This window comes from Nonomuraea sp. NPDC050786 (genome assembly GCF_040654115.1).
GTDB lineage: Bacteria > Actinomycetota > Actinomycetes > Streptosporangiales > Streptosporangiaceae > Nonomuraea.
On the sequence record NZ_JBFAHJ010000032.1, the window covers coordinates 1 to 17,829 of the forward strand.

Annotated in this window: 10 protein-coding genes; 7 read left to right on the top strand and 3 right to left on the bottom strand. The window is 69.7% G+C overall.

Annotation, left to right across the window (positions count from 1 at the left end; all coding sequences use genetic code 11):
- On the top strand, positions 1–3,033 hold a 3,033-nt coding region (locus AB0H84_RS41465; RefSeq protein ID WP_357617268.1), incomplete at its 5' end, for a DNA-directed RNA polymerase subunit beta.
- A gap of 63 nt (positions 3,034–3,096) precedes the next feature.
- On the opposite strand, the gene AB0H84_RS41470 is transcribed toward AB0H84_RS41465, so the two are convergent.
- Positions 3,097–4,695, bottom strand: coding sequence for a phospholipase A2 (locus AB0H84_RS41470; RefSeq protein WP_357617270.1), 1,599 nt, complete (start codon positions 4,693–4,695; stop codon positions 3,097–3,099).
- A gap of 377 nt (positions 4,696–5,072) precedes the next feature.
- Between AB0H84_RS41470 and AB0H84_RS41475 the strand changes: the two genes are divergently transcribed.
- From AB0H84_RS41475 to AB0H84_RS41490, 4 genes are all read left to right on the top strand, one after another.
- The gene (locus AB0H84_RS41475) at positions 5,073–5,696 is read left to right on the top strand and encodes a helix-turn-helix domain-containing protein (RefSeq protein ID WP_357617272.1); all 624 of its coding nucleotides are present in this window, start codon (positions 5,073–5,075) and stop codon (positions 5,694–5,696) included.
- Positions 5,696–7,432 (top strand): ABC transporter ATP-binding protein, encoded by a 1,737-nt coding sequence (locus AB0H84_RS41480; RefSeq protein ID WP_357617274.1) that lies wholly within the window; start codon positions 5,696–5,698, stop codon positions 7,430–7,432. Before AB0H84_RS41475 ends, AB0H84_RS41480 begins: the two co-directional genes overlap by 1 nt.
- Complete coding sequence (locus AB0H84_RS41485) at positions 7,429–9,381, top strand: ABC transporter ATP-binding protein (protein ID WP_357617276.1); 1,953 nt, start codon at positions 7,429–7,431, stop codon at positions 9,379–9,381. Before AB0H84_RS41480 ends, AB0H84_RS41485 begins: the two co-directional genes overlap by 4 nt.
- 124 nt (positions 9,382–9,505) lie before the next feature.
- Positions 9,506–9,991: an NUDIX hydrolase gene (locus AB0H84_RS41490; protein ID WP_357617278.1), complete on the top strand. Its 486-nt coding sequence runs from the start codon at positions 9,506–9,508 to the stop codon at positions 9,989–9,991.
- 28 nt (positions 9,992–10,019) lie between these two features.
- Here the strand turns inward: AB0H84_RS41490 and AB0H84_RS41495 are convergent, their stop codons facing one another.
- Together AB0H84_RS41495 and AB0H84_RS41500 are read right to left on the bottom strand one after the other, a co-directional pair.
- Complete coding sequence (locus AB0H84_RS41495; RefSeq protein WP_357617280.1) at positions 10,020–10,907, bottom strand: family 16 glycosylhydrolase; 888 nt, start codon at positions 10,905–10,907, stop codon at positions 10,020–10,022.
- 23 nt (positions 10,908–10,930) lie between these two features.
- Positions 10,931–11,245, bottom strand: a complete 315-nt coding sequence (locus tag AB0H84_RS41500; protein WP_357617282.1) for a hypothetical protein — start codon at positions 11,243–11,245, stop codon at positions 10,931–10,933.
- A 129-nt stretch (positions 11,246–11,374) separates the two neighbouring features.
- On the opposite strand from AB0H84_RS41500, the gene AB0H84_RS41505 reads away from it, so the two are divergent.
- Both AB0H84_RS41505 and AB0H84_RS41510 read left to right on the top strand, forming a co-directional pair.
- Positions 11,375–11,767: a YbaB/EbfC family nucleoid-associated protein gene (locus AB0H84_RS41505; RefSeq protein ID WP_357617511.1), complete on the top strand. Its 393-nt coding sequence runs from the start codon at positions 11,375–11,377 to the stop codon at positions 11,765–11,767.
- A 13-nt stretch (positions 11,768–11,780) separates the two neighbouring features.
- Positions 11,781–17,804, top strand: coding sequence for an NUDIX domain-containing protein (locus tag AB0H84_RS41510; RefSeq protein WP_357617284.1), 6,024 nt, complete (start codon positions 11,781–11,783; stop codon positions 17,802–17,804).
- Positions 17,805–17,829: the final 25 nt, after the last annotated feature.

The window sequence follows — 17,829 nt, forward strand, 5'->3', positions numbered from 1 at the left end:
CTCATGACGCCGAAGGGCACGTTCATCATCAACGGCACCGAGCGTGTCGTGGTCTCGCAGCTGGTCCGCTCGCCTGGCGTCTACTTCGAACGCACCGTGGACAAGACGTCCGACAAGGATCTCTTCGGCTGCCGGGTCATCCCGTCCAGGGGTGCCTGGCTCGAGTTCGAGATCGACAAGCGCGACAGCGTCGCCGTACGCGTCGACCGCAAGCGCAAGCAGCCCGTGACGGTGTTCCTCAAGGCGCTGGGATGGACGAACGAGCGGATCCTCGAGCGGTTCGGCCGCTTCGAGTCCATGCGGGCCACCCTGGAGAAGGACCACACGGCCGGCCAGGATGACGCGCTGCTGGACATCTACCGCAAGCTGCGGCCGGGTGAGCCGCCGACCAAGGAGTCGGCGCAGACCCTGCTGGAGAACCTCTACTTCAACTCCAAGCGGTACGACCTGGCCAAGGTCGGCCGATACAAGGTCAACAAGAAGCTGGGTGTCGACGCGGAGATCACCCAGGGCACCCTGACCGAGGACGACATCGTCTCGATGATCGAATACCTGGTCCGGTTGCACGCCGGCGAGACCTCGATGGGTGCGGCCGTCGTGGAGGTCGACGACATCGACCACTTCGGCAACCGCCGCATCCGCAGCGTCGGCGAGCTGATCCAGAACCAGGTCCGCCTGGGCCTGGCCCGCATGGAGCGGGTCGTGCGCGAGCGCATGACCACGCAGGACGTCGAGGCGATCACGCCGCAGACCCTGATCAACATCCGCCCGGTCGTGGCGTCGATCAAGGAGTTCTTCGGCACCTCGCAGCTGTCGCAGTTCATGGACCAGACCAACCCGCTGGCCGGCCTGACGCACAAGCGGCGGCTGAACGCGCTGGGCCCCGGTGGTCTGTCGCGTGAGCGAGCGGGCATGGAGGTGCGCGACGTGCACCCGTCCCACTACGGCCGGATGTGCCCGATCGAGACCCCCGAAGGCCCCAACATCGGCCTCATCGGCTACCTCGCGTGCTTCGGCCGCCTCAACGCCTTCGGCTTCGTCGAGACGCCTTACCGCAAGGTCGTCGACGGCAAGGTGACCGACCAGGTCGACTACCTGACCGCCGACGAGGAGGACCGCTACGTCAAGGCGCAGGCCAACTCGGCGCTCAACCCCGACGGCTCGTTCGCCGAGGCGCGCGTCCTGGTCCGCACCAAGGGCGGTGAGACCGAGTACGTGCGCTCCGCCGAGGTCGACTACATCGACGTGTCGCCGCGCCAGATGGTGTCGGTGGCCACCGCGATGATCCCGTTCCTCGAGCACGACGACGCCAACCGGGCCTTGATGGGCGCGAACATGCAGCGGCAGTCCGTGCCGCTGCTGAAGAGCGAGGCGCCGCTGGTCGGCACCGGTATGGAGTACCGAGCCGCGACCGACACGGGCGACGTGATCAGCGCCGAGAAGGCCGGTGTGGTCGAGGAGGTCTCCGCCGACTACGTCACGGTGATGAACGACGACGGCACGCGGACGACGTACCGGGTGGCCAAGTTCAAGCGCTCCAACCAGGGCACCTCGGTCAACCAGAAGCCGATCGTGGCCGAGGGCGACCGGGTGGAGGCCCACCAGGTGATCGCCGACGGGCCGTGCACCGACAAGGGTGAGATGGCGCTCGGCAAGAACCTGCTGGTGGCGTTCATGCCGTGGGAGGGCCACAACTACGAGGACGCGATCATCATCTCGCAGCGGCTCGTCCAGGACGACGTCCTGTCCTCGATCCACATCGAGGAGCACGAGGTCGACGCCCGCGACACCAAGCTGGGTCCCGAGGAGATCACCCGGGACATCCCGAACGTGTCGGAGGAGGTCCTGGCCGACCTCGACGAGCGGGGGATCATCCGGATCGGCGCCGACGTGGTGCAGGGCGACATCCTGGTCGGCAAGGTCACCCCGAAGGGCGAGACCGAGCTGACGCCGGAGGAGCGGCTGCTGCGCGCGATCTTCGGTGAGAAGGCCCGCGAGGTCCGCGACACCTCCCTGAAGGTGCCGCACGGCGAGCAGGGCAAGGTCATCGGCGTCCGGGTGTTCAGCCGTGAGGAGGGCGATGAGCTGCCGCCGGGTGTCAACGAGCTGGTCCGCGTCTACGTGGGCCAGAAGCGTAAGATCACCGACGGTGACAAGCTGGCCGGCCGCCACGGTAACAAGGGCGTCATCTCCAAGATCCTGCCGGTCGAGGACATGCCGTTCCTGGAGGACGGCACCCCGGTCGACATCATCCTCAACCCGCTGGGCGTGCCCGGCCGGATGAACGTCGGCCAGGTGCTGGAGATGCATCTGGGATGGATCGCCGCCAGAGGCTGGGACATCTCCGGGATCGAGGAGGCGTGGGCCGAGCGGCTGCGCGAGAAGGGATTCGAGAAGGTGGCCCCGCGCACGCCCATGGCGACCCCCGTCTTCGACGGCGCCAACGAGGAGGAGATCGTCGGCCTGCTCGGCCACACCAACCCCAACCGCGACGGTGACCGGATGGTGCAGCAGAGCGGCAAGGCCCAGCTGTTCGACGGCCGCAGCGGTGAGCCGTTCCCGTATCCGATCGCGGTCGGCTACGTCTACATCCTCAAGCTGCACCACCTGGTCGACGACAAGATCCACGCGCGTTCGACCGGCCCGTACTCCATGATCACCCAGCAGCCGCTCGGCGGTAAGGCCCAGTTCGGCGGCCAGCGCTTCGGTGAGATGGAGGTGTGGGCGCTGGAGGCGTACGGCGCCGCCTACGCCCTGCAGGAGCTGCTGACGATCAAGTCCGACGACGTCCTGGGCCGCGTGAAGGTCTACGAGGCCATCGTCAAGGGCGAGAACATCCCCGAGCCTGGTATTCCGGAGTCCTTCAAGGTCCTCATCAAGGAAATGCAGTCGCTCTGCCTGAACGTCGAGGTGCTCTCCAGCGACGGCATGTCCATCGAGATGCGCGACACCGACGAGGACGTCTTCCGCGCCGCGGAGGAGCTCGGTATCGATCTGTCCCGGCGTGAGCCGAGCAGCGTGGAAGAGATCTGATCCGCCGATCGCGAACCGCAGGAGCGGCCGGATGGCGAGCGATCCGCCATCCGGCCGGGTCCGTCAGCGTGTGGCGTTCGCGCCGTTCTTGGGGTTGCCCAGGCGAACCCCCTGGCGGTAGACGAAGGCCCACCGCTTGCAGAGGGTGCGGACGAAGATGTTGTACGCGTTGCAGGTCCAGTTCTTGAGCGTGTGGTAGAAGACGTCGTCGACCTGGGACTTGCGATAGCGGTCGAGGTAGTAGCGGTAGTGCTTGTAGGTGTTGCCGATCAGCCCGTAGCCGTAGTCGTGCATGTCGCAGGCCGGCCGGAAGTCGAAGCCGGTGGGGCGGTCGGGGGCGTTGGTGCAGTGGTCGTAGTCGATGCCCATGACGTAGCGCTTGCTGGGCAGTTTCCGCCACAGCGGTTTGCGCCAGCCGTAGTGGGCGACCCAGGATGCGCAGCCGGCCCTCTGGTAGTACAGCCACTTCCAGGCGTCGTTGCAGTACGACGGGTACGCCTGCGGGTTGGAGATGTCGCCCGGGAGGAAGTCACCGGGGTCGGGCGCGGTGGCATCGGGGTCGTTGATCCCCTTCGCGCCCTGGATGGGATCGCCGCCGGCCGGCCGCGACGTGTCGGTGGCGGTCGCGGTGGGGGCGGCGGTGCCGCTGGCGAAGGTCAGCTGCCAGCCGCCGTCCGTGGGCGAGTCGATCGACGTCAGGCGCCCGATCTGGTCGTAGGTGTAGGTGGACGCGGGAGAGCCGCTCAGGCTGGGATCGGCCACGGTGCGCAGCAGGCCGTTGGCGTCGTATCCGTAGCTGGCGACGGTCTGCGGGGCGTCCGTGCCGGACGTGAGCGTGATCTTCTTGAGGCGGCCGGCGAAGTCACCGAAGGAGGAGGTGGTCGCCGTGGTGGAGGTGGCGTAGGTGACCGTCAGGGTCTCCTCGGGCGTCTCGCCCGCGGCCGGCTCCTTGACGGTGCTGACGCGGCCCTGGGCGTCATAGGCCACCGTCGAGGCGCCGTAGGCGGTGTTGCCGGTGGCCGTCACCCGCCAGGTGTCGGTGCTCTGCAGCCCGTCGAGCTTGGTCCAGGTGTAGGTGAGGCCGAGCTCGGCGTTGCTCTGGGAGAAGTTGTCGTCCCCGGCCTCCGTGGCGCCCTTGTCCATCGCGATGGTCTCGGAGATGGAGGTTCGCATCGCCCCGGCCGCCGAGTCCCACCGGGTCGTTTCGGTGATCTTGGATCCGTCGCCGCTCTCGTAGCGCTGGACGCCGCCGCCGTCGGGGAAGGAGACGCTGCTCTTCAGGGCGTAGCGGGTGGTGGTGCCTCCGTCGAGCTCGGTGACCACGATGGCGCCGCTCTGGACGTCCAGCTTCCTGTCGAGCATGCCGCCGAGGAACTCGGCCTGCCAGCCCGGCCCGAACACCGCCATCTCGGGGCGGGAGGCGGGGGCCGACTGCGGCCGCGCGAGGTCGCCGCCGCCGGTGGCCACGCCGTGGGTACGGCCGATCGACCCGGCGGGCACATCCGATTCGTCGATCTTGAAGGTGTCGGTGTCGGAGAAGTACAGACCCGGACCGACTTGCTGGACGGCGTCCGGGTCTTCGGTGGCGGTGGCGGAGGCTGCCGGTGAGAGCAGGGGGAGTAGCACCGCGGCGACGGTGGCGGTGAGCGTTAATCGGCGCACCAGGGCTCCTGAATTGTGGGGGGTGATTAGATCACTTGGACAGTAAATGATCCGAACACCCTCGACAAGGGCCTGGACAAATCTGTGAACCGGTGTTCAAATCGCCCACGGGGCTGGACGCTGAATTGGCTGACAATTCTTCATCTACGCAGGTCGGCGTGGTTGTGTGGAGAAATTGTGGCAACAATATAGAGTTCGCGCGGATAATGCGTCAATTACGCTCTCGCGGTCGCCGAGAAAGGCCGCCTCATAAGATGTGCCGCCCGCCGGCGGAGTCCCCCTGTTCGGATGTGCGCCCACCGTCCCATGCGCGCGACCGGCCCGCCCGGTCTCATAACCTGTTGAACGAGTGAGTGCTCGCTCATTAGACTCGTCCCATGACCAAGAGGCGAAGGGTGCCGGCCATGGCACCAGAAGACCGCCGTGCCGCGCTCATCGCCGCCACGCTCCCCCTGCTGCGCGAGTACGGCGCCGCGGTGAGCACCCGCCAGATCGCCGAGGCCGCGGGCGTGGCCGAGGGCACGATCTTCGGTGTCTTCCCCGACAAGGCCTCGCTGCTCCGGGCGACGCTGATGAGCGCGTTCGACCCGCAGCCGGCGGTCGACGCGCTGGCGTCCATCGGCACGCAGGTCGAGCTGCGCGAGCGGCTGCGTGAGGCGGTCGCGATGCTGCGGCAGGGGATGCGCGCCAACGCCAATCTCATGGCCGTGCCCAGGGAACTGCTCGCCGACGACGCCGAGTTCCACGAGCGGATGCTGGACGGCCGCCGCCGGATCGGGACGGCGATCGCCGCTCTGGTCGAGCCCGACCGCGACCGGCTGCGCCGCTCTCCCGAGGGCGCGGCGCACCTGCTGCTCATGCTGATCGCGGTGAGCGTGCACCGCGGCTTCGGCCTGGGCGGCGAGTTCGGGGACATGGACGACGAGGAGATCGTCTCCGTGCTGCTCGACGGGCTGCTCGTGCGGCCCCACCCCACCCCTTCGACAGAAAGCGCATCTTGATGCTGCTCCGTCTCCTGCGGGTCCAGCTCAGGCCGTACGGGAAAGAGATCACGCTCGTCGTGCTCTTCCAGTTCGTGCAGACCCTGGCCACGCTCTATCTCCCCACCCTCAACGCCGACATCATCGACGACGGCGTCGTCAAGGGGGACACCGGTTACATCATGCGCATCGGGCTGGTGATGCTCGGTGTGACGCTCGTTCAGATCGTCTGCTCGATCGTGGCCGTGTACTACGGTGCACGGACCTCGATGGCCCTGGGCAGGGACCTGCGGGCCGCGATCTTCGGCCGGGTGCAGGACTTCTCCGCCCAGGAGGTCAACAGATTCGGCGCGCCCTCCCTGATCACCCGGACCACCAACGACGTGCAGCAGATCCAGCTGCTCGTGCTGATGACGTTCACGATGATGGTGGCGGCTCCGATCATGTGCGTCGGCGGCATCGTGCTGGCGCTCCGCCAGGACACCGCGCTGTCGTCGCTGCTGCTCGTCGTGCTGCCCGTGATGATCGCCATCGTGTCCCTGATCGTGGTGCGGATGCGCCCGCTCTTCCGCACGATGCAGGAGCGCATCGACCGGATCAACCAGGTGCTGCGCGAGCAGATCACCGGCATCCGGGTCATCAGGGCGTTCGTCCGCGACAGGCACGAGCGCGAGCGCTTCGGCGTGGCCAACGACCGGCTGACCGACGTGTCACTGCGGGTCGGACGGCTGATGGCGCTGATGTTCCCCACGGTCATGCTGGTGGTGAACGTCTCCAGCGTCGCCGTGGTGTGGTTCGGCGGCCACCGCATCGCCGACGGGACCATGCAGGTGGGCGCGCTGACCGCGGTCATCGCCTACCTCATGCAGATCCTCATGTCGGTGATGATGGCGATGTTCATGTTCATGATGATCCCGCGGGCCGAGGTCTGCGCCGAGCGCATCGAGGAGGTGCTCGGCACCGAGCCGACCGTCCACCCGCCGGCCGACCCGGTCATCCCCGAAAGCCGCCTCGGCGAGCTGGAGCTGCGCTCCGTGGACTTCCGCTACCCGGGTGCCGAGGAGCCGGTGCTCTGCGACGTGAGCTTCACGGCGCGGCCCGGCCGTACCACCGCGATCATCGGCAGCACGGGCAGCGGCAAGACGACGCTGCTCAACCTCATCCCCCGCCTCTTCGACGCGACCGCCGGCGAGGTGCTGGTCGACGGCGTCGACGTACGCGACCTCGACCCGGCCGTGCTCTCCCGGGCCGTCGGCCTGGTCCCGCAGTCGCCGTACCTCTTCTCCGGCACCGTGGCCTCCAACCTGAGGTACGGCAGGCCGGACGCGACCGACGAGGAGCTGTGGCGGGCCCTGGAGATCGCTCAGGCCCGCGAGTTCGTCGAGGCGATGCCCGGCGGCCTGGACGAGCCGATCTCCCAGGGCGGCACGAACGTCTCCGGCGGCCAGCGTCAGCGCCTGGCCATCGCCAGGACGCTGGTGCACCGGCCCGAGATCTACCTGTTCGACGACTCCTTCTCCGCCCTCGACTACACCACCGACGCCCGGCTGCGGGCCGCGCTGGCCGAGGAGATCACCGACGCCACGATCGTCATCGTGGCCCAGCGGGTGAACACCATCCGCGACGCCGACCGCATCCTCGTGCTCGACGACGGCCGCGTGGTCGGCAGCGGCGACCACGCGGAGCTCATGAGCACCTGCCCGACGTACCGGGAGATCGTGCTGTCCCAGCTCACCGAACAGGAGGCAGCGGCATGACCACCCAAGCGCCCGCGCGCCGCCCCCAGCCTTCCTTCGGCCCCGGCAGGATGATGTCCGGGCCCGCCGAGAAGGCGCACGACTTCGGCGGTTCGCTCCGCCGCCTGCTGCGGCTGCTGCACCCCGAGCGCGCGCTGCTCACCGTCGTCCTGGCCCTCGGCGCGGCCAGCGTCGCGCTGACCGTGACGGGCCCCAAGATCCTCGGCCACGCCACCGACCTGATCTTCGCCGGCATCGTCGGCGCCCAGCTGCCCGCCGGGGCCACCAAGGAACAGGCCGTGGCGGGGCTGCGCGCCAGGGGGCAGGGCACGCTCGCCGACATGGTGTCGTCGATGAACGTGGTGCCCGGCCACGGCATCGACTTCACCGCGCTGGCGCAGGTGCTCGGCTGGGTGCTGGCGATCTACGTGCTGGCGGCGGTGCTCGGGATCCTGCAGTTCCGGCTGACCACGGTCGTCGTGCAGCGGGCGGCGTTCCGGCTGCGCGAGCGGATCGAGGCCAAGCTGGCCCGGCTGCCGCTGAGCTACTTCGACGGCCAGCCGCGCGGCGAGATCCTCAGCCGCGCCACCAACGACACCGACAACATCGCGCAGACCCTGCAGCAGACGATGAGCCAGCTCATCTCGTCGGTGCTGACGGTCGTGGGAGTGCTGGTGGTGATGTTCTGGATCTCGCCCATCCTGGCACTCATCGCGCTGGTCACGGTGCCGGTCTCGGTCTTCGTCACCACGGCCGTCGGCAAGCGCTCGCAGCCGCAGTTCATCAAGCAGTGGTCGTCGACGGGCAAGCTCAACGGCCACATCGAGGAGATGTACGGCGGTCACACGCTGGTCAAGGTGTTCGGCAGGCAGAAGGAGGCCGCCGAGACCTTCGCCGAGCACAACGAGGCCCTGTTCACCTCCAGCTTCCGCGCCCAGTTCATCTCCGGGATCATCCAGCCGGCGATGATGTTCATCGGCAACCTCAACTACGTGCTGGTCGCCGTGGTGGGCGGGGTCAAGGTGGCCTCGGGCTCGATCTCGCTGGGCGACGTGCAGGCCTTCATCCAGTATTCGCGGCAGTTCAGCCAGCCGCTGACCCAGGTGGCCGGAATGGCGAACATGGTGCAGTCGGGCGTCGCCTCGGCCGAGCGGGTCTTCGAGCTGCTGGAAGCGCCCGAGCAGTCCCAGGAGCCCGAGGGGCCGGCGCGGACCGCGCCGATCAGGGGGCGCGTGGCGTTCGAGAACGTGTCCTTCCGCTACGCGCCGGACCGGCCGCTGATCGAGAACCTGTCGCTGACCGTGGAGCCCGGCCAGACCGTGGCCATCGTCGGCCCCACGGGAGCGGGCAAGACGACGCTGGTCAACCTCATCATGCGCTTCTACGAGGTGACCGGCGGCCGTATCACGCTCGACGGCGTCGACATCGCCGAGATGTCCAGGGAGGAGCTGCGCGCCAACATCGGCATGGTGCTGCAGGACACCTGGCTGTTCGGCGGCACGATCGCGGAGAACATCGGCTACGGCGCGGAGGGCGCCACGCGCGAACGCATCGAGGCCGCCGCGGAGGCCGCCCACGTGGACCGCATCGCGCACACGCTGCCCGACGGCTACGACACGGTGATCGACGAGGAGGGCGCGACGGTCAGCGCGGGCGAGAAGCAGCTGATCACGATCGCCCGGGCGTTCCTGTCGGAGCCGGCGATCCTGATCCTGGACGAGGCGACCAGCTCGGTCGACACCCGGACCGAGGTGCTCATCCAGCGGGCGATGAGCTCGCTGCGCGAAGGGCGCACCAGCTTCGTGATCGCCCACCGGCTCTCCACGATCCGCGACGCCAGCCTGATCCTGGTCATGGAGAACGGGCGGATCGTCGAGCAGGGCACGCACGAGTCGCTGCTCGCGGCGGAGGGCGCCTACGCCCGGCTGTACTCGGCCCAGTTCGCCCAGGCCGTGGTGGAGGTGGACTAGCGGGATTTCGCCCCGTATGTCCGGGCCGCCGCCATGGAGCCCGGCTGCTCGCCGCCGTGGGTGTCACCGGCCCACGGCGGCCGTCGCATGCGCGGGCGACGGCCGCCCGAGCACAATGAACGACATGAGCAAGCCCTACCTTGAGCCGGCCGAGTGGTACGCGACCCTGCCGACGGCATATGCCGCGGCCTGCGCGCTCCTGACCGACGACGACGACCGCGTCCTGCTCGTCAAGCCGAACTATCGCCCGTACTGGGCGGTCCCGGGTGGTGTCGTCGAAGCCGGGGAGGCTCCGCACGAGTGCGCCGTGCGGGAGATCCGCGAGGAGCTCGGGCTGGACGTCCAGGTCGGAGAGTTGCTGGTGGTGGAGTGGTCGCCCCCGCTGGGGGAGCGGCCGAGCCCCATGCTGACCTTCCTCTTCGACGGCGGCGTCGTCGCCGACCCCGGCCGGATCAAGCTCCAGGCCGATGAGCTGGACGCCGCCGAGTTCCTCGGCTGGGAGGAGGCCGAGGAACGGCATCCAGCGCACACCGCGGCGCGGCTCCCCGCCGCGCGCCGTGCCCGCAGGAGCGGCCGTACGGTCTACCTTCCCGTGGGCTCACTGACGTGATGAGGGCCGTGGCGGCACGGGTGGTGGGTCACCAGGCGCGGGTACGGCCCATCCACACGTTGCGAGCGCGGAAATAGGTGTTGCCGGCCGGACCCGGTTGCTGATCCCAGCCGGGATCGCCAGGCTCGAGTCCCGAAGCCCAGGAGCCCATCTGCAGGTTGATGATGAGCCACTGCGGGACACCGGCCCAGCCGACTCCCCGGTGGGTCGCCTTCCAGACCCCGTCGAAGTAGTAGTCGAGCAGGACGTCGTTCCCGTCCTTGGACATCCAGACGCGGTACTTGTGCCAGGCGTCGGGGTTGTGGCCGCTGATCGGCTCACGCTCGACGAGCGCGTCGCCGCCGCCGTCGTTCTTGTTCCACGTGTTGAAGAGGTTGGTGGAGTCCCCCACGTATTCGAGGATGTCGCTCTCCGGCGGCCAGGTCGGCCAGATTCCCGTGGTCCAGAAAGCCGGCCAGATGCCCTGACCGGTCTGCGTGCGGAACTCGCCCTCGATGTCGTACTCGGGGAACTGGTCGTTGACGAGGATCTGCTTCTTGGCATGGACGGCGCCTGAGCGGTACCACAGCGGAGCGTTCGGCGGTTGCGGGCTGTTCCCGTCGGGTGCGGCCAGCCGGGTCGCCGTCAGGGTCAGCACGCCCTGGGCGAGAGAGACCTGGCCGGCGTGCATCCGGGCGGCGCCGTTGTGGGTGTCGGTGTAGGAGTCCCAGGGGTAGAGGTAGTTCCACGCCTGGTCGAAGGCGGACTTACTGCTGAAGGAGGACTTCTCGATGATGTTCTCCCACGAGGCTCCGCTGCGGCGGGCGCGGTCGGCGGCTGACGTCGCGGCGTGTGCCTCGGTGGGGATGAGCGGCAGTCCTAAGGACAGGCCGCCGATGGCCAGCAGTTGACGCCGGTTGATTCCTTGTTCTGCCATATCTGCCTTTTCTTTCGCTGTCCTCATCGAGCGCTGGTGCGCAGGGTGCTGGCGTCCTCGCAGGCGTCGTACGTGTGCGATGCCCGCCGGATCCGGGTTTCCTGCTTCTGGAGCGCGGCCGCCAGCAGTTCGAGCCCGTTGCCGATGCTCTCCATGCGTGGCCCCCGCGCCTGCCAGTACATGAGGCCGTAGTCGTCGTCGCCGAGCGCGGCGCGTGCCCCGGAGGACGACGTCTCGAACCGGGTCCGTACGTCCGCCACATCACCGGCCATCCCGTCCGCCGCGCACGCCAACCGGTCGAGGTGGCTCTTGCTGAAGACGACACCGTCGAAGATCACGGTTCGGCAGCTTAACCGGCACACGCCGCCATCGGGGCGGTTGATCGATATTGCCCCCAAAATCAGGAAAGAATGCTACTTCTGAGATCTTTGAGGCTGAAGTGGCACACGTGAGGGACAGAGGTGACGATGGACGAGTCGTGGCGGCTGCTGGAGCAACTCGTCCAGGAGGTCAACCAGCAGACCGAGCAGCTCAGGAAGATGCAGGAGAAGGTCGGGGAGCTGTCGGCGACGGCCACGTCGAAGGACGGCATGGTGACCGTGACCGTCGGTCCGCGCGGTGAGGTGCGGACGATCGACTTCGACCCCCGGGTCTACCGCAAGCTGTCGCCGTCGGAGCTCTCCGCTGTGATCGTCGAGCAGATCGGGCGGGCGACCAGCGAGGTCTCCGCCGGGATGAAGGAGCTGATGGAGCCCTTCGTACCGAATCTTCCGTTCGAGGATCTGTTCGGCGAGGGGACGGACTTCGCGTCATTCCTGCCGCAACCGAGCACACCCGAGCCGCGGGACCCCCGGCCGTGATCAGGACAGTCTGATGGGGCTCGATCTCAACCTGGTGCCCGACGTGGTGAAGCCGCTGGCGCAGCCGTTGGCGGGCGGTGCGATCCCGGACGCCGACGTCGGCGGGATCATCGCCGAGGCGGAGACGCTGGAGCACCTGGCGGATCTGCTGGCGAAGATCAAGGCGGAGGACGCCCACGCCGTCGTACGCATGCTGCGCGGCTGGGAATGGCAGGGCCCCGCCAAGGAGGCGTTCGAGCAGGCGTTCGCCGCGCTGGGCGGGGAGGCGGAGGCCGCCGGCCGCCCCTCCGCGGAGGCGCTGATCGACCGGCTGGGGCAGGCGCTCCGGGAGGAGTCCGCGTCCCTGCGCCGGCACGGCGTGCGGATGCAGCAGACCGAGTGGATGATCTATGCCTCGCTGGCGCTGCTCGGCGTGATGATCGTCCGACTCCTGGTCTGGATCTACGTCAACGGCCCGGCCGTCCTCAGGCTGATCCAGCACCACACGGTGCTGACCCAGGTGAGGATCGAGACGGTCAAGCGGCTCGTCCTCGTCAACATGGTGAAGTTCGCCGCGATCTCGGGTGGCCTGGACTTCGGCGTGCAGGTGGCGCAGCAGATCTGGGGGGCTCGCGAGGCGGGCGACTTCGACCTCGAGTCGCTGGCGATGTCACTCGGCAGCGGGGCACTGACCGGCGCCCTGTTCGCCGGCGCCAACGCGGGCCTTTCGCGCCTGCTGAGCCGGCCGATGGTGTACGTCGCCTCGGAGGCCGAGCTGGCCGTGCGTGACAGGGTCGTGGCGATCACACAGAGCATGTACGGCCAGGCGCTGCTGGGCGGAGTGGCGGGCACCGCCGGCGCCGTCCCCGGCCTGGCACTCAGCGGGCAGCTCGACGCCGAACACCTGGCCTACACCTTCATCTCCGGCGTCGCGGGCGGCCTCGACATCCCGGCCTCGGCACGGGTGAGCTTCGTCCCGATGCGGGCGGTCGCGGAGCTCGGCGATTCACCCCTTCTGGAGGCCCCCCACGCCGATCCTCCGCACTCACCCGATGGGCCGCCCCCGGCGGATCCCCGAGCCCTCGAGCCGCACCGGCCCGGGAGCCCCGGCGACCACACCCCACCGGCTGCCGACCACGACGCGACTGCGCTGGTGGAGCACTCCCGGCCCGAGGAGCACGGCGACGCCGACACCTCGACCGACCGTGACCAGTCCCAAGCGGGCGACGTGCTGCTCCAGCCGTACCCGAGTCCGGTGATCATGGGTGAGGTCACCCGTCGCCACGACACGCTCCTGCCCGGCCCGGTCGGCGACAGGGCGGGCCACGGCGGAACCCCGGCGCGACCCCCGCAGGGCCTCCCTGCCGAGCGAACCCCGACCGGTGAAGCCGCCCCCGCCTCTCCGCCGGTTTCGAGCAGGCTCAGCCGCGGTTCCCTGCTGCCGGCCACCGTTCCGGCGACCATCAGCACGACGCCTTATGACGTCGGCACGCCAGAGCAGCACGCCCAGAGGGCCGATGAGCCTCCCAAAGCAGCCGCCGAACAGCGGCCTGAGGCTCCCAAGGAAGCCGCCGAACAGCGGCCTGAGGCTCCCGAAACGGCCGAACCGGGATCAACTGCCCACAGCAGGCCCGAACCACCAGAGCAGTCTCCCGCAGGCGCCCCTGCGCCTCACGCGCCACGCGACCACGGCACCACGCCGGAGACGCGGACATCGGCGCTCCCGGAGACGCCCCTGGAGCAGGCCCTGACGGGACAGGCCCCGGAGCCCGTGGCGGGCCCGTCCGGCGCCCGCCCGGCGACCAGTCACCTCAGTCACGGGGACCGGCCCTACGACGCGCTGCCCGTGCATCCGATCCCCGACGCGACGGCGGCCGCCCACCCGCACTCCTCCGAGCAGGGGGCACCCCACGCTCCGGACGCCTGGCGTACGAGCCTTCAGGGCGGCCCGGACGTGCCCGCGGCTCGCACCGCCGCACTTCCGGAGGACCCTCGCCGGATCGAGCCGGTGACGAGACGGGTGGCGGACCTGCTCAGCCGGGACGGCCAGTACGACCCCATCAGCGGCGCCGCCTGGGAGGCCGCCTACACCACGACGGTGAAGACGCTGATGGACACGATGGACTCCTCGACGAGGGACATGCTCGGCGTCGGGCGCAAGCAGCCCCTGCGTCAGGCGGTCGGCGACCCCGGGAGCTATCTCGTCCTGAGTGAGGTCAAAGCCGTGGGAAGAACCGTGCGGACCTGGCAGGCGGTCGAGCGGAACTCCATCCAGTCCTTCGTGGAAGGCTCTCTCAGGTTCTCGGACACGCAACGCCGGATCATCCGCCAGATACCGTTCGACTCACCCGAAGCGCTCCGCATAGCGAGGCGGCTGGCCGTCGAAGAGCTCCTGAGAACATGGGGCTACGGCGCCGGCGAGATGCTGCCGGAGCGGCTGGCCATGCACATGGCCGCGCGCGACGAGTTCGGGCTGACCGGGATCCTCGACCTGGAGACGTACGGCTCTCCGAGCCGCAGCACGACCGCCAGGGCGGTCCACGCCCGCAGCGGCGACATGCTGCGCGACTTCCTCCGGCAGCAGTACGCGGAGACGCAGCGCGAGCTGGGCCGCCGCGGCATCGAGGAGCTGGTGCTCTACCGGGGGATGACGCTCGACCCGTTCCATCCGGTCCCCGCTCTGGCGGACGCCGCGAACGGCGACGTCGTGCCGGCCCCGCCGGGGCTGCCGTTGCAGTCCTGGAGCGCCATGCCCGGGGTCGCCAAGCGGTACACCGGCCTGGGGGACGGGGCGGTCATGGCGGGGGTCATCCCCGCCTCCCAGGTGCTGTCCACCCCGTGGACGGGGATGGGCCAGCTGCCGCTCAACGAGTTCGTCGTGCTCGCCACGCCCGGCGAGGTCACCGTGCTGCGGCCGCCGCACGTCAGCGCGCCCGATCCCACTATGTCCGACATACCGCCCGGCTGGCAGCTCTCGAAGCCCGGCGACGGGTGGACGTACTGCGAGCAAGGGCACCGGCACTGGGGGACCGAAGGCGGGTCGGGCCTGCTGGCCTTCCACCGCCCCCCAGGCGGCGAGGTCCACGTCCTCATGCAGCTCCGCTCCATGGAGACGCATCACGGTGGTACGTGGGGACTGCCCGGCGGCGCCCGCCACAGCGGCGAGGACCCGGTCGAGGCGGGCCTCCGCGAGGCGGCCGAGGAGAACAGGCTGGACCCGCGCGAGGTGAACGTACGGGGAGTGCACCACGACGATCACGGCGGCTGGGCGTTCGACACCGTCATCGGCGAGATGGCGCACCTGGCCGACGTGTGGCCCGCGTCGCGCGAGTCCCTCGACAACGCCTGGGTGCCGCTGGAGGAGGTGCCGCGCCTCAATCTCCATCCCGACCTCGCCCGATCGTGGCCCAGCGTGCGTGCGGAGCTCGAACGCGTCCTGACGGACTCCGGCACCGGTGGCGGCCGGCCGCCCGCCCCAGACCCGACGCCCCCGGGTCCGGCCGCACGTCCCCTGGGAACGCCTCCGGACATTCCCGGCGAGTACTCGCCGATAGCTGATCCGCGGCCACGGAACTTCGCCGAGGCCGCGGCGATCGTCCACCGCTGGACGCCCGGCAACGAGCGCCGGGACGGCAGCGATGAGGAGCTCCTGGCGGAAGGCCGGCGGCTGGTGGACCAGCTGCCCGTGCTCGACCAGGGCGACACGACGGCCAGAGCCCTGGCAGCCATGAGCCGGATCATCCAGTGGCATGATCCGCGAAGGGCCCTCCCCGAGATCGCGGCCGAACTCGGCCTGGGCCGTGATGTCGACGCCCTGGTCGACCTCTACGGCGACGCCCGGCGGCATGGCCTGGCCCCCGACAGCGCGACCGACCGTGCGGGGCTGACCGATATTCTCAAGAGGAGCATGGAGGCGGACCCCCATCGCTGGGCGGGGCAGCGGCACCACACCCTGTTCTCCCTCCATGACGTGACCGCCGCGCAGGCACGCACGGTCGGGCTCCTGGTCCACATGATGAAGGAGCCGGTCACCTACCGGAGCGCCAGGGACTTCGTCAGACCGGTGATGGAGCGGCACGGCATCCGCGACACCGCGCAACTGCTCCCGGTCGTCCGGGCGGCCCACGAGAACGGCTACCTGCCCGGTGGGACGAGCGGGGAGGCGGCGTTCCACGCGGGCATGGACCGGTTCCGGCAGGAGGACCCGTACCTGTGGGACGGCGTGCTGCTCGCGGAGCGGCACTCCCTGGCCGATCCCGGCGACGCGACGGCACGTCTGGTCGCGCTCCTGGACGAGCACGCCTCACGCACCAGCACGGGTGCCGAGCGCGCCGTCCCGCCGCTGGAACGCCTGGCCGGCGACGTCGGCCAAGGGCGCTCGGTCGAGCAGCTCGTACGCCTGGCCGAGGACGCGCTGGCGCACGGCGCCGACCTCGCGCACGCGAGCGGCCCCCGTGAGCTCACCGGCCTCCTCCACGCCCACCGGGCGCGAGATCCGCATCTCTGGGACGGGCTGCGGATCGCGGCCGAGCGCGACATCACGCATCCGAGCGACGACGAGGCGCGAGCCCTTTCCCGTCTCGCCGAGATCACCGGGTCGGATGCGCCGTCCCGGCTGTGGGTGTTCGATCCGCTGCGCCGGCTGGCGGGAGAGGCGGGTCTCGACCATTCCGTCGAACGGCTGGCGCAGCGGGCGGCCGAGGCCCAGCGGGCCGGCTTCGACCTCTTCGGACCGGTCGACCGGCGTCAGGTGATCGACGCCCTGACCGGGAACGCCCCGATCGGCCGGCCACCGGGCACACCGGAGGTCCCGCCGGGCCTGCACGATCTCTCCCCCTCGACCGTCCGGGACGCCCGGCAGGCCGCGATCCGCGAGCACGCCGAGGCGCAGCAGGCGTATCAGCAGGCCCACCCACGCATGCGCCGCGCCCTGTCCCGGTTCGCCGGCAGCGACGCGCCGGCCGTGGCGGCGCAGGAACGGGTCGCCTCGCTGGAGGCCCGGGCCCAGGCATGGCAGCGCCGGCCGGAGCTGCCCGAGGTCTCCTTCACGCGGGACTTCGCGGCGTTCCGGAGGGCCTACGAGCAGGCGCTGGACCGCGCGTCCAGAGGAGAGCCGGTGATCCCGTACATGGTGGAGAACGCCACGGCGTCCCTGGGCGCCCGGGACGGCGGGCGCGGGTTCGGGCTGGAGCTCGAGTTCGACCTGCCGGGTCCCGCCTCCCGCCAGGGGCTGGAGGCCATCGCCCGTGCCCTGCACGAGGCCGGTCTGACCAGTGACGCCCAGGTGCACTCGTACCACACCATGCAGGGACAGGGTTACCGCTCGGGAAAGAACGGCGGGCGCGGCCTCTGGAGGCTGGAGAAGGACGGCACGGTCGCGGGCGAGCTGATCTCGCCCATCCTGTACGACGAGCCGGCGACGTGGGAGAACCTCCGCATCGCCTGCGAGATCATCCGAGCGCACGGCGGCACGGCCACCGTCTCGACCGGCGGGCACGTGCACGTGAGCACGCACGACTACGACCACATCGTGGAGCACTACACCGGCATGCTGGAGTACGTGGACCATCACTCCGACACACTGTTCAGACTCGGGCACAACCCGGAGCGGGAGAGCCACCGGGGCCTCCAGTACTGCCGGCCCAACCAGCGGCCCGCGGCCGGCTACGAGTCGATGGGACCGACGCGGAACTCCAACAGCAACCGCAAGGTCGCGGTGAACATGGCGGGCATGAAAGGCACCTCGAAAGACCACGTCGAGTTCCGGCTGTGGGACGGCTCGCTCGACGCGGCCGTGATCCAGGCCCAGACGAAGGTGTCGATCGCACTGGTCGAGGCGGTGCTCCGCAACGCGCCGCTGGGCGATCTGCCCAACATGGGCCGGCGTGACCGGCTGGGCACCCACGCCGGGCTCCGCGACCTGGGCGCCGCGCTCGACCTCACCGAGCCGGGCAGCCTCTCCTTCCGCAGCCTGGTGGACGAGCTGTTCTGGCGGGCCGCCGACAAGGAGCAGCTCACCGCCCTGTACGCCGCCACGCGCTGGGTGCGCGGGGCATGACGGCGCCGAACGACCTCACCACGGA

Coding starts and splice junctions, on each gene's coding strand:
- AB0H84_RS41475 (WP_357617272.1), top strand. CDS start 5,073: ATGACCAAGAGGCGAAGGGTGCCGGCCATGGCACCAGAAGACCGCCGT.
- AB0H84_RS41495 (WP_357617280.1), bottom strand. CDS start 10,907: ATGGCAGAACAAGGAATCAACCGGCGTCAACTGCTGGCCATCGGCGGC.
- AB0H84_RS41505 (WP_357617511.1), top strand. CDS start 11,375: ATGGACGAGTCGTGGCGGCTGCTGGAGCAACTCGTCCAGGAGGTCAAC.
- AB0H84_RS41490 (WP_357617278.1), top strand. CDS start 9,506: ATGAGCAAGCCCTACCTTGAGCCGGCCGAGTGGTACGCGACCCTGCCG.
- AB0H84_RS41480 (WP_357617274.1), top strand. CDS start 5,696: ATGCTGCTCCGTCTCCTGCGGGTCCAGCTCAGGCCGTACGGGAAAGAG.
- AB0H84_RS41485 (WP_357617276.1), top strand. CDS start 7,429: ATGACCACCCAAGCGCCCGCGCGCCGCCCCCAGCCTTCCTTCGGCCCC.
- AB0H84_RS41510 (WP_357617284.1), top strand. CDS start 11,781: ATGGGGCTCGATCTCAACCTGGTGCCCGACGTGGTGAAGCCGCTGGCG.